Origin of the sequence: Acidovorax sp. 1608163 (assembly GCF_003669015.1) — a bacterium.
GTDB lineage: Bacteria > Pseudomonadota > Gammaproteobacteria > Burkholderiales > Burkholderiaceae_C > Acidovorax.
On the sequence record NZ_CP033069.1, the window covers coordinates 1,167,943 to 1,180,562 of the forward strand.

At 66.1% G+C, this 12,620-nt stretch carries 9 protein-coding genes; 6 read left to right on the forward strand and 3 right to left on the reverse strand.

Annotated features, from left to right (window positions below):
* Positions 1 to 28 precede the first annotated feature (28 nt).
* The 3 genes from EAG14_RS05305 to parC are packed head-to-tail and all read left to right on the forward strand — an operon-like array spanning position 29 to position 5,258.
* Positions 29 to 2,011 (forward strand): DNA topoisomerase IV subunit B, encoded by a 1,983-nt coding sequence (locus tag EAG14_RS05305; protein WP_121728275.1) that lies wholly within the window; start codon positions 29 to 31, stop codon positions 2,009 to 2,011.
* 33 nt (positions 2,012 to 2,044) lie between these two features.
* Positions 2,045 to 2,890 (forward strand): lytic transglycosylase domain-containing protein, encoded by an 846-nt coding sequence (locus EAG14_RS05310; RefSeq protein WP_121728276.1) that lies wholly within the window; start codon positions 2,045 to 2,047, stop codon positions 2,888 to 2,890.
* A gap of 10 nt (positions 2,891 to 2,900) precedes the next feature.
* The gene (parC, locus tag EAG14_RS05315) at positions 2,901 to 5,258 is read left to right on the forward strand and encodes a DNA topoisomerase IV subunit A (RefSeq protein WP_121728277.1); all 2,358 of its coding nucleotides are present in this window, start codon (positions 2,901 to 2,903) and stop codon (positions 5,256 to 5,258) included.
* Positions 5,259 to 5,330: 72 nt separating this feature from the next.
* On the opposite strand, the gene EAG14_RS05320 is transcribed toward parC, so the two are convergent.
* Positions 5,331 to 5,789 carry a RidA family protein gene (locus tag EAG14_RS05320; RefSeq protein WP_099656322.1) on the reverse strand — a complete coding sequence of 153 codons (459 nt, stop codon included), beginning with the start codon at positions 5,787 to 5,789 and terminating at the stop codon, positions 5,331 to 5,333.
* Positions 5,790 to 6,110: 321 nt separating this feature from the next.
* Here EAG14_RS05320 and EAG14_RS05325 point away from each other — a divergent pair, with 321 nt between their 5' ends.
* From EAG14_RS05325 to EAG14_RS05335, 3 genes are all read left to right on the forward strand, one after another.
* The gene (locus EAG14_RS05325; protein ID WP_240457023.1) at positions 6,111 to 8,681 is read left to right on the forward strand and encodes a DNA internalization-related competence protein ComEC/Rec2; all 2,571 of its coding nucleotides are present in this window, start codon (positions 6,111 to 6,113) and stop codon (positions 8,679 to 8,681) included.
* Between the two features lie 142 nt (positions 8,682 to 8,823).
* Positions 8,824 to 10,287: a circularly permuted type 2 ATP-grasp protein gene (locus EAG14_RS05330; RefSeq protein WP_121728279.1), complete on the forward strand. Its 1,464-nt coding sequence runs from the start codon at positions 8,824 to 8,826 to the stop codon at positions 10,285 to 10,287.
* Positions 10,281 to 11,240: an alpha-E domain-containing protein gene (locus EAG14_RS05335; protein ID WP_099656320.1), complete on the forward strand. Its 960-nt coding sequence runs from the start codon at positions 10,281 to 10,283 to the stop codon at positions 11,238 to 11,240. The genes EAG14_RS05330 and EAG14_RS05335 overlap by 7 nt, the downstream gene beginning before the upstream one ends.
* 25 nt (positions 11,241 to 11,265) lie before the next feature.
* On the opposite strand, the gene EAG14_RS05340 is transcribed toward EAG14_RS05335, so the two are convergent.
* Both EAG14_RS05340 and EAG14_RS05345 read right to left on the reverse strand, forming a co-directional pair.
* Entirely contained in the window at positions 11,266 to 11,619 is a 354-nt protein-coding gene (locus tag EAG14_RS05340; protein ID WP_121728280.1) for a VF530 family DNA-binding protein, read from the reverse strand.
* A gap of 55 nt (positions 11,620 to 11,674) precedes the next feature.
* Positions 11,675 to 12,604 carry a LysR family transcriptional regulator gene (locus EAG14_RS05345; protein WP_099741790.1) on the reverse strand — a complete coding sequence of 310 codons (930 nt, stop codon included), beginning with the start codon at positions 12,602 to 12,604 and terminating at the stop codon, positions 11,675 to 11,677.
* Positions 12,605 to 12,620 lie beyond the last annotated feature (16 nt).

Here is a 12,620-nt window from a genome sequence, read left to right on the forward strand (position 1 = left end):
GTTGCGCTGCCGCACTACAATCCGCGCCATGGCTGCCAAACCCACTACTGTCTCCGCTAGCGAATATTCCGAAGGCTCGATCCGCGTGCTCAAGGGCCTGGAGCCCGTCAAGCAACGCCCGGGCATGTACACCCGCACCGACAACCCGCTGCACATCATCCAGGAAGTGCTGGACAACGCCGCCGACGAGGCTTTGGCGGGTTACGGCAAAAAGATCAAAGTCACGCTGCACGCCGACGGCTCGGTCAGCATCGAAGACGACGGCCGGGGCATTCCGTTTGGCATGCATCCCGAAGAGAAGGCTCCGGTGATTGAGTTGGTCTTCACCCGCCTGCATGCGGGCGGCAAGTTCGACAAGGGCAAGGGTGGGGCCTACAGCTTCTCGGGCGGCCTGCACGGCGTGGGCGTGAGCGTGACCAACGCGCTGGCCACGCGGCTCGAAGCCACCAGCCACCGCGAGGGCCAGTCGGCCCGCCTGGTGTTCTCGGGCGGCGATGTGGTTGAGCCGCTGGTGGCCCGCCCGCTGGAGGCGGGCGAGCGCAAGCAGGGCACCTCGGTGCGGGTGTGGCCTGATGCCAAATATTTCGAGTCGAGTGCGCTGCCCATGGGCGAGCTGACCCACCTGCTGCGCAGCAAGGCGGTGCTCATGCCGGGGGTGTCCGTATCGCTGGTCAATGAGAAGACGCGCGACACCCAGACCTGGCAGTACAAAGGCGGCCTGCGCGACTACCTGATGCAGACGCTCAACGGCGACCCGGTGATCCCGTTGTTTGAAGGCGAAGGCTTTGCCGACAGCGGCAATGAGAGCTTTGCAGAAGGCGAAGGTGCCTCGTGGTGCGTGGCCTTCACCGAAGACGGCCAGCCCGTGCGCGAGAGCTACGTCAACCTGATCCCCACCAGCGCGGGCGGCACCCACGAAAGCGGCCTGCGCGACGGCCTGTTCAACGCGGTCAAGAGCTTCATCGAACTGCACAGCCTGTTGCCCAAGGGCGTGAAGCTGCTGCCCGAGGACGTGTTTGCGCGCGCTAGCTATGTGCTGTCGGCCAAGGTGCTCGACCCGCAGTTCCAGGGCCAGATCAAGGAGCGCCTGAACTCGCGCGACGCAGTGCGTCTGGTCAGCGGCTTTGTGCGCCCGGCGCTCGAACTCTGGCTGAACCAGCATGTCGAGTACGGCAAGAAGCTCGCCGAGCTGGCCATCAAGGCCGCACAAACCCGCCAGAAGGCCGGCCAGAAGGTCGAAAAGCGCAAGGGCTCTGGCGTGGCGGTGTTGCCCGGCAAGCTCACCGATTGCGAAAGCAAGGACATCGCCCACAACGAAGTCTTCCTGGTCGAAGGGGACTCCGCCGGTGGCAGTGCCAAGATGGGCCGTGACAAGGAAAGCCAGGCCATCCTGCCGCTGCGCGGCAAGGTGCTCAACACCTGGGAAGTGGAGCGCGACCGCCTGTTTGCCAACAACGAAATCCACGACATCTCGGTGGCCATTGGCGTGGACCCGCACGGTCCCAACGACATGCCCGACCTGAGCGGCCTGCGCTACGGCAAGGTCTGCATCCTGAGTGATGCCGATGTGGACGGCTCGCACATCCAGGTGCTGCTGCTCACGCTGTTCTTCCGCCACTTTCCCAAGCTCATCGAAACCGGCCACATCTACGTGGCGCGCCCGCCGTTGTTCCGCGTGGATGTGCCCGCACGCGGCAAGAAGCCCGCCGCCAAGATGTATGCGCTGGACGATGGCGAACTGACTGCCATCCTCGACAAGTGCGCCAAGGATGGTGTGCCAAAAGAGAAGTGCCAGATCAGCCGCTTCAAGGGCCTGGGCGAGATGAACGCTGAGCAGCTGTGGGAAACCACGCTCAACCCCGACACCCGCCGCCTGCTGCCCGTGCAGCTGGGCGACGTGGACTTTGCCGCCACCGAAGGCCTCATCACCAAGCTCATGGGCAAGGGCGAAGCCGCCGCGCGCCGTGAGTTGATGGAGCTGCATGGCGATGCGGTCGAGATCGACATCTGACGGGCTGAGCCACAGGCGCCCACGCTGCTTGCCATGACACCACTTCGCAAAATAGGCCTCTTGCGCTGGTCTGCATTGGGTTTGCTGCTCTGCTTTTTGCAGCAGCATGCCCATGCCGACCTGTGGGCGCATGTGGACGAGCGCGGGGTGACGCACTTTGCCGCCGAGCAGCTCGATGCGCGGTACCAGCTCTTCTTTCGGGGCACCGAGTTCGATTCGACCCGTGACATGCCTGCAGGCACACCCGCCACCCCGCACGGCATGCCCAGTGCAGGTGCGCGCCTGCTGGCGTTTTTTGACATCGCTCCCGGCTACAAAAGCATCAAGCACCACCTGCGCGCCGCCGCAGAGCAGCAGGCGGTGGACTACGAACTGCTGCAAGCGCTGATTGCCACAGAGTCGGGTTTTGATGCGCAGGCCGTCTCGCCCAAGGGTGCGGTGGGCCTGATGCAGCTCATGCCCGCCACGGCCAGCCGCTTTGGCGTGCGGGCCGATGCCAAGCGCTCGTTGGAGCAAAAGCTGACCGACCCCGCCGTGAACGTGCCCACGGGCACGCGCTACCTGCGTTACCTGCTCGACCTGTTCCCCGGCCGCATGGATCTGGCCCTGGCGGCCTACAACGCGGGCGAGGGGGCGGTGCAAAAAGCCGGTAACCAGATACCTGCCTTCAAAGAAACCCAGAACTACGTGCGCACGGTGCTGGCGCTGTACACCCAGCTCAAGCCGCCCGCCCCCGTGCTGGCCCAGCGCGCAGCGCCGGGGCGGGTGCGCATGCAATTGCAGGGCGGCGCCCAAGGCCGTGGCAACCTGCCGCCCGACACTTTGGTGGCGCACACCCGCGCCAGCAACGAACCTCTACCGACGATTCCGAACGAATGAGCGCTAACGAATGAGCGACCAACCCACTTTAGATTTCACCACCGCAGGCGACGACGGGGGCGACTCCCTGGGCCTTGCGGGCTATGCCCAGCGCGCCTACCTGGAATACGCGCTGTCGGTCGTCAAGGGCCGTGCGCTGCCCGATGTGTGCGATGGCCTCAAGCCCGTGCAGCGGCGCATTCTGTATTCGATGGACCGCATGGGCCTGGGCTACAGCGGCCCCACGCGCAGTGCAGCGGCCAAGCCCGTCAAGAGCGCCCGTGTGGTGGGCGATGTGCTGGGCCGCTTCCACCCGCACGGCGACCAGTCGGCCTACGACGCGCTGGTGCGCATGGCGCAGGACTTTGCCCAGCGCTACCCGCTGATCGACGGCCAAGGTAACTTCGGCAGCCGCGACGGCGACGGCGCAGCCGCCATGCGCTACACCGAGGCGCGCCTGTCGCGTATCACCAGCCTGCTGCTGGATGAGATCGACGAAGGCACCGTGGATTTCATGCCCAACTACGACGGCAGTACGGAAGAGCCGCGCCAGCTGCCCGCACGCCTGCCGTTCGCGCTGCTCAACGGCGCCAGCGGCATTGCCGTGGGCTTGGCCACCGAGATCCCGAGCCACAACCTGCGCGAGATCGCCGACGCCTGCGTTGCGCTCATCAAGACGCCGTCGCTCAGCCAGGAAGAACTGCTGGCCCTGGTGCCCGGCCCGGACTACCCCGGTGGCGGCCAGATCATCAGCAGCGCGGGCGACATTGCCGATGCCTACCGCACGGGCCGGGGCAGCCTCAAGGTGCGCGCGCGCTGGAAGATCGAAGACATGGCGCGTGGCCAGTGGCAGCTGGTGGTCAACGAGTTGCCACCCGGCGTGAGCACGCAAAAGGTGCTCGAAGAGATCGAGGAAATCACCAACCCCAAGGTCAAGGCGGGCAAGAAGGCACTCTCGCAAGACCAGACCCAACTCAAGGCCAGCATGCTGGCCGTGCTGGACGTGGTGCGTGACGAGTCGAGCAAAGACGCCCCCGTGCGTTTGGTGTTCGAGCCCAAGACGGGCAAGACTCCGCAGCAGGAACTGATCACCGCGCTGCTGGCCCACACCAGCCTCGAATCCTCGGCCCCCATCAACCTCACGATGGTGGGGCTGGATGGCCGACCCACCCAAAAATCCCTGCGACAGATGCTGGAAGAGTGGATTGCCTTCCGCCAGACCACCATCACCCGCCGCACGCAGCACCGTTTAAACAAGGTGCTGGAGCGCATCCACATCCTCGAAGGGCGGCAGCTGGTGCTGCTCAACATCGACGAGGTGATCGCCATCATCCGCCACGCCGAGGAGCCCAAGGCGGCGCTGATTGCGCGCTTCAACCTGAGCGACCGGCAGGCCGAAGACATTCTTGAAATCCGCCTGCGCCAGTTGGCGCGCCTAGAAGCGATCAAGATCGAGCAGGAGCTGAAAGAACTGCGCGAAAGCCAGGGCAAGCTTGAAGACATCCTGAACAACCCCGGCTCGCTGCGCCGCACCATGGTCAAAGAGATCGAGGCGGACGCCAAGACCTTTGCCGACGCCCGCCGCACCCTCATCCAGGCCGAGAAAAAGGCCGTGGCCGAGGTGAAGGTGGTGGACGAGCCTGTGACCGTGGTCGTCTCGCAAAAGGGCTGGGTGCGCGCCCGCACCGGCCATGGCCACGAGGCCGCGAGCTTTGCCTTCAAGGCGGGCGACGGGCTGTATGGCACGTTCGAGTGCCGCACGGTCGACACCCTGCTGGCCTTTGGCAGCAATGGCCGCGTGTACTCGGTGGCCGTGTCGCTGCTGCCCGGTGCACGCGGTGACGGCCAGCCGGTGACCACGCTCATCGAGCTGGAAACTGGCACGCAGGTGCTGCACTACTTTGCAGGGCCCGCCAACGCCACGCTGCTGCTGTCCAACTCGGGTGGCTACGGCTTTCTGGCGGCGGTCGAGAACATGGTGTCGCGCCAAAAGGGCGGCAAGGCCTTCCTCACGCTGGGCGAGGGCGAAACCGTGTGTGTGCCGTCGCACGCCACAGGCACCACGGGCAGCAAGCCGGTGCTGCCCGCTACGCATGTGGCCTGTGCCTCCACGGGCGGGCGCATCCTCACGTTCGAGATCACCGAGCTGAAAACCATGGCCAACGGCGGCCGGGGCCTGATGCTGATCGACTTGGAAGACAAAGACCAGCTCGCAGGCGCTGCAGCCTACACGCGCAGCATTCGCCTCGATGGCATTGGCCGGGGCGGCAAGGTGCGCGATGAAACGCTGGAGATTCGCAGCCTGAACAACGCCCGTGCCGCGCGCGGCCGCAAGGGCAAGGCGGCAGACCTGGGCTTCAAGCCCAACGCGGTGACCCGCGTGGAGTGACACCCGCTGGCCTGAAAGTAAAAAAGCCAACCGGCGACGGTTGGCTTTTTTGTTGTGCGCAGTAGCTCGGTATCAAGCCAGCTCGGCAATCAGTTCAATCTCCACGCAAGCGCCCATGGGCACTTGGGCCACGCCAAAGGCGCTGCGGGCGTGCACGCCCTTGTCGCCAAACACCTGGCCCAGCAGCTCGCTGGCACCGTTGGTCACCAGGTGCTGCTCGGTGAAGTCGCCGGTCGAGTTGACCAGGCTCATCACCTTGACGATGCGCTGAATGCGGTTGAGGTCACCGCCCGTGGCCGCGTGCAGTGTGCCCATCAGGTCAATGGCCACGGCGCGGGCGGCCAGCTTGCCTTCTTCGGTGGTGATGTTCTTGCCAAACTGCGCGGCCCAGGGCTTGCCGTCCTTGCGGGCGATGTGGCCGGAGAGGAACACCAGGTTGCCCGTTTGCACATAAGGCACGTAGGCGGCGGCGGGGGCCGACACGGGGGGCAGGGTGATGTTGAGTTCGCTCAGTTTGTCGTAAACGCTCATGGTTGGCTTCCTTGGTTGATGTGCGCCATCGGCGCGGGAAAACGGTGCGAGAAATAAAGGCCCGGTGCTGGCAATGCCTGCACCGGGCTGCGGCGCCAAGTGTTACACAGCCGGGGCTGTGCACTGCGCGCGCAGGGCTGCTGCAAGGCGCATTAGCATCAGCCCATGTTTGCCATAAGTCCTTCTAATGTCCCGCCGCCGCTGCCCCGTGAGGTGGGGGAGGGCGATGGCGGCGCCACGGGGCAAGGGGCGCACGGCGGGCATGGAGAGCATGAGGGCCACGATGATTCGCGCCAGCCTTGGCGCTTGCCTGCGGTGCTCATGGGTGTGGTGGTGGGGTCGGCCCTGCAACTGTGGCAACCCGTACTGTGGCCTGTGGCGGTGTATGGCTGGGCTTTGCTGGGGGCCTTGGGGGCGGGCGCCGCCGTGGTGTGGCGCAAATCCTTGCGCAGGCGATGGCTTGACAGGGCTTTGCGCCCAGGGCCTGCAGGGGCTTTGGGGGCTGTGGGGGCGGCGCCCAGGTGGCAGGCGGGGTGGTGGGTGGCTGCCCTGGCTTGGGGGTTGGTGGCTGCCTTTGCCCTGTGTGGCTTGCGGGCCAGCTTGTTTGCCGCGCAGGGCCTGCCTGCGGCCCTGGAGGGGCAGGACCTGCGCATCACCGCAGTGGTGGCGGCCATGCCCCAGCGCAGCGAGGCCGGTGTGCGCCTGCGGCTGGAGGTGGAGTCGGCCGAATGGGCGACGGTGCCAGGGACGCCGGGCAAGGCCCGTCCACCCGATCGGCAGAGCGCCGCGCCGCAGGTGCCCGCATTGATCGATGTGTCTTGGTACGGCCGCGCGCTGCGTGACGCACAGGGCCTGGCCGATTTGCAGCGCCAGCCGCCCGAGTTGCGCGCGGGCGAGCGCTGGCGCATGACGGTGCGCCTGAAGGCCCCCCACGGCCTGCGCAACCCGCACGGTTTTGACTACGAGCTGTGGCTGTGGGAGCAGGGCGTGCAGGCCACAGGCTACGTCCGTGCTGGGCCTAAGGACCCGCCTCCAGAGCGGTTGGCCAGCACCTGGCGCCACCCGGTGGAGCAGTGGCGCCAGTCGGTGCGCGATGCCATCGTGCAGCGCCTGGCAGGCAGCCCCGTGGGGGACGAGGATGCCCCGAGTGCGCTGGGTGCGCCTGCCGCAGCGCGTGTGTCTGGCGTGGTGGCCGCGTTGGTCACTGGCGACCAGCGGGCCATTGACCGTGCCGATTGGGACATCTTCCGCGCCACGGGCGTGGCCCATTTGATGAGCATCTCGGGCCTGCACATCACCTTGTTTGCCTGGCTGGCGGCGGCCGTGGTGGGGGCGCTGTGGCGGCGTTCGCGGCGCCTGTGCCTGGCTGTGCCTGCCCCTACGGCGGCCCTGGTGTGTGGCGTGGTGCTGGCGGGCGGCTACGCCTTGTTCAGCGGCTGGGGTGTGCCTGCCCAGCGCACGGTGACCATGCTGGCCGTGGTGGCGGCCCTGCAGCTTAGCGGCCGCCGCTGGCCCTGGCCGCAGGTGTGGCTGCTGGCCTGCGCTGCCGTGGTGCTGACGGACCCCTGGGCGCTGTGGCAGGCGGGGTTTTGGCTGAGCTTTGTGGCGGTGGGGGTGTTGTTTGCTACTGATTTTGTAGCTGCTAGCGCTTATCAGAAAAGCGCTAGAGGCCATTTTTATGCATTATTGCGAGAGCAGTGGGTGGTGACGCTGGCGCTCACGCCGCTGAGCCTGCTGCTGTTTGGCCAGGTGTCGGTGGTGGGGTTTGCGGCCAATTTGCTGGCCATACCGTGGGTCACGCTGGTGGTCACGCCCCTGGCGCTGGCCGGGGTGGTGTGGGCGCCGCTGTGGTCGCTGGCGGCGTGGGCCTTGCAGCCCCTGGCGGCCGGGCTGCAGTGGCTGGCCAGTTGGCCCTGGGCCGTGGTGTTCTTGCCTGCTGCGCCGTTATGGGCCGGCGCTTTGGCTTTGCTGGGTGGCTGTTTGTTGGCCATGCGCCTGCCCTGGCCGTTGCGTCTGTGGGCGGTGCCCTTGCTGGTGCCGCTGCTGTGCTGGCAGGCGCCCCGGCCTGCGGTGGGCCAGTTTGAGCTGCTGGCGCCCGACATTGGCCAGGGCAACGCGGTGCTGGTGCGCACGGCCACGCACACCTTGCTGTACGACGCCGGCCCGCGCTTCAGCCGCGAGAGCGATGCGGGCCACCGCGTGCTGGTGCCACTGCTGCGGGCACTGGGCGAGCGGGTGGATGTGCTCATGCTCAGTCACCGCGACGCCGACCACACCGGAGGCGCGGCGGCCGTGCTGGCCCAGCAGCCCGCAGCGGCTTTGACGGGCTCGATCGAAGCCGAGCATGCGCTGCAGGCCCTGCGCCCGGCCACCCCTTGTGTGGCCGGGCAGCGCTGGGAGTGGGATGGCGTGGCGTTGGAGGTACTGCACCCCACGGGCGCTGAGCTGGACCGCAGCGACCACCTTGATCGCCCTGTTCGCCCCAACACCATGAGCTGTGTGCTGCGGGTGGCCAGCGCCGCAGGCATGCCTGGCACGCAGGCCGTGGCCTTGCTGGTGGGCGACATCGAAGCCCCGCAAGAGCAGGCCCTGCTGGCCCGCGCGGCGCCCCTGAAGGCCGATGTGCTGCTGGTGCCGCACCACGGCAGCAAAACCTCGTCCAGCGGCGCGTTCCTGGATGCCGTCCAGCCTCGCACTGCTTTGGTGCAGTCTGGCTACCGCAACCGCTTTGGCCACCCCGCGCCCGAAGTGCTGCAGCGCTATGCCCAGCGCAATGTGCCGGTGGTGGAGTCTGCCCGCTGCGGCGCGGCGAGCTGGTCGTCTGCGCAGCCCCAGGCCGTGGCCTGTGAGCGCGACACCGGGCGCCGGTATTGGCAGCACGCGGTGCCCTGAGAGCAGGTTCTGAGAGATCCCCGAAGGATGGGGCGCGCAACGGCGTTCGCCTTCGACCCTTGTCAGGGTTTGTGCTGGTTTCGGGGCATCCAGCCGAGAGTCGGGCGCACAACTTGCTATCCTGACCGCAGGAGGCCAGTTCATGCAGAAATTTGACGAGATGTACGCCACGCTTCCTTATGCAGGCAGCGATGTGCGCGAACACTACAAGCGCTATGCGCAGTGGTTGTCCCAACAGCCCCCTGACGTGATGCAGGCTCGCCGGGCCGAAGCCGAAATGATCTTCCGGCGCGTGGGCATCACCTTCGCCGTCTATGGCGCCAAGGACGAGGGCGGCGCGGGCAACGAACGGCTCATCCCGTTCGACCTCATCCCCCGCATCATTCCTGCGCACGAATGGAGCAGCATGCAGCAGGGCCTGGTGCAGCGGGTCACGGCGCTCAACCGCTTCATCCATGACGTCTACCACGGGCAAGACATCATCCGCGCGGGCATCGTTCCTGCCGACCTGATCCTCAACAACGCCCAATACCGCCCCGAAATGGCCGGTGTGCAGGTGCCGCAGAACATCTACGCGCACATTGCAGGCATCGACATCGTGCGTGCGCCCGATGCCCAGGGCAAGGGCGAGTACTACGTGCTCGAAGACAACCTGCGCGTGCCCAGCGGCGTGAGCTACATGCTCGAAAACCGCAAGATGATGATGCGGCTGTTCCCCGAGCTGTTCAGCCAGTACAAAGTGGCGCCGGTGGCGCATTACCCCGACATGCTGCTGGACACCCTGCGCGCCAGCGCCCCCGCCACGGCGGACGACCCCACCGTGGTGGTGCTCACGCCGGGCATGCACAACAGCGCGTACTTTGAGCACGCCTTCCTGGCCCAGCAAATGGGCGTGGAGCTGGTGGAAGGGCAAGACCTGGTGGTGCGCGACAAGTTCGTCTACATGCGCACCACGCGCGGCCTGCAGCGGGTGGACGTGATCTACCGCCGTGTGGACGACGACTTCCTTGACCCTCAGGTCTTCCGGCCCAAGTCCACCCTGGGCTGCTACGGCCTGATGGAGGCCTATCGCGCAGGCAACGTGGCCATCTGCAACGCCGTGGGCACCGGCGTGGCTGACGACAAATCGGTCTACCCCTATGTGCCCGAGATGATTCGCTTCTACCTGGGCCAGGAGCCCATCCTGAAAAACGTGCCCACCTGGATGTGCCGCAAGCAGGACGACCTGCAGTACGTGCTGGCAAACCTCAAAGACCTGGTGGTCAAGGAAGTGCACGGCGCGGGCGGCTACGGCATGCTCATCGGCCCTGCCGCCACGCAGGCCGAGATCGAAGCCTTTCGCGGTGCCCTGCTGGCCAACCCAGCGGGCTACATCGCGCAGCCCACGCTCAGCCTGTCGAGCTGCCCCACCTTTGTGGACAGTGGCATTGCCCCACGCCACATCGACCTGCGCCCCTTCGTGCTCAGCGGGCGTGAAGTGCAGATGGTGGCCGGTGGCCTCACGCGCGTGGCCCTGCAAGAGGGCTCACTCGTGGTCAATTCGTCACAAGGCGGCGGCACCAAAGACACCTGGGTGCTGGGAAATGGAGGGACCGAATCATGCTGAGCCGCACTGCCGACCATCTGTTCTGGATGTCTCGCTACACAGAGCGGGCAGAGAACACCGCCCGCATGCTCAACGTGAGCTACGACACCTCGCTGTTGCCCCAGGCTGCCGAGGCCGCGCAAGAGGGGTGGGAGGGCTTGCTGTCCATCAGCGAACTGATCCCTGCCTACACCACCAAGCATGGCGAGGTGACGCCCGAGCGTGTGCTGGAGTTCATGGTGCGTGATGGCAACAACCCATCGTCCATCGTGTCGTGCCTGCGCGCAGCGCGCGAAAACGCACGGGCCGTGCGCGGTGCCTTGACCACCGAGGTCTGGGAAACCATCAACCAGACCTGGCTGGAGCTGCACCGCCAGCTGGAAGGCAATGCGTTTGAGCGCGACCCGGGGCAGTTTTTTGAATGGGTCAAATACCGCTCGCACCTCTCACGCGGCGTGACGCTGGGCACCATGCTGCAAGACGAGGCGTTTCACTTTCTGCGCATGGGCACGTTCCTGGAGCGGGCCGACAACACGGCGCGTTTGCTGGATGTGAAATTCCATGCTGTGCAGAACGACTTCTTTGGCCGCGCCAGCGAGCGCAACCAGGAGAACGACTTCTACCACTGGAGCGCTATCTTGCGCAGCGTCTCGGCGTTTGAGGTTTACCGCAAGGTGTACCGCGACGTGATCACGCCCGGGCGGGTGGCGGATTTGCTGATCTTGCGGCGCGACATGCCCCGCTCGTTGCATGCCAGCTTGCACGAAGTGGTGGAGAACCTGAGCGTGCTGGCCAACGACCACTCTTCAGAAACCCAGCGCCGCGCAGGTCGTCTGCTGGCCGATCTGCAATATGGCCGCATCGACGAGATCCTGTCGCAGGGCCTGCATGCCTTCCTGACCCAGTTCCTGGACAAGGTGAACGAGTTGGGCGCGGGCATCAGCCGCGACTTTTTGGTGGCGGTCAGCGACTGAGGCTGACCACTGCGCCAGGCGCGGTTTACCCGTTGCGCCGTTGCTGGCGCAGCATGAAAAGGTAGAGGCTCTCTACCTTTTCGCGCGCCCACGGCGTCTTGCGCAAAAACTTCAGGCTGGAGCTGACGCTGGGGTCGCTTTGAAAGCAGCGCACCGGCACCAGTCGGCCCAGCTCTGCCCAGCCATAGTGGTCTGACAGTGCCACCACGATGGCCTCCAGCGTGATGCCATGCAAGGGATTGCGCGCCTGCTTGGCGGGTGGGGCAGGGGCGGCCACCGTGGGCTTGGGGGTGGTGGAGGGGGCGGCCACGGGGCTGGTGCCGTTTGGCGCGTCAGTGCTGTGGGGCTGCGGCCCCTGGGGCGCTTGGGGTGTGTTCATAGGTCCAGAGCATAAAGCGACTGGATGCTGTGGGCACCGGCCTTTGAACAGGTTCTCACGCCGAAGGCGATTCGGTGCGCTGCATGTAAGGTTCGCGCTGAAACAGCTCTGCGGCCCAGTCCACAAACGCGCGCACCTTGGCGCTGAGGTGTCGGTTGGGCGGGTACACCACATAGACGGGCAGCAAGGGCTGGGTCCACTCAGGCAGCAGCTGTACCAGCGCACCGCTTTGCAAGTGCCGCTGCGCCTGAAAGCTGGTGATCTGCGCGATGCCCAGGCCTTGCACCGCTGCAGACACATAGGCATTGGCCTCGTTCACGCTGACCTGGTACGGCCCGTGGATGTCGATGGACTCGGTGCCCTTGCGGAACTCCAGCGGGTAGTGCCGCCCAGACTGGGGCGAGAAATACAGCAGGCTGGAGTGCTTTTCTTCGACTTCCAGGGGGTGCGCGGGCGTGCCTTTGCGCGCCAGGTAGTCGGGCGACGCTACGGTGAGGAACTCCAGGTTGCCGATGCGCCGCGCCACCAGCGACTGGTCGCTCAGCGCCCCGCCGCGAATGACGCAGTCCACGTTGTCACCAATCAGGTCCACCGTGCGGTCGCTCACGCCCAGGTCCAGCTGGATGTCGGGGTAGCGGGCCTGGAACTCGGCCAGGTGCGGAATGATGAGCAACTGCGCCACCGAGGTGCCCACGTCCACCCGCAACCGCCCCAGCGGGTTGGCGCGGGCGTTGGTCATGCTGGCTTCGATGTCGTCCAGGTCGGCCAGCAGGCGCACCGTACGTTCGTAGTAAGCGGCGCCGTCGGCCGTCACGGTCACGCGGCGCGTGGTGCGGTTGAGCAGCTTCACGCGCAGTCGCTCCTCCAGCGCCTGCACATGCTTGGTGACGGTGGCTTTGGGCAGCGACAAAGAGTCGGCTGCCCGCGTGAATGTGCCTGCTTCTACGACACGGGTGAATATGCGCATGGCCTGAATTTGGTCCATGGCCCCTCCTCGAAAC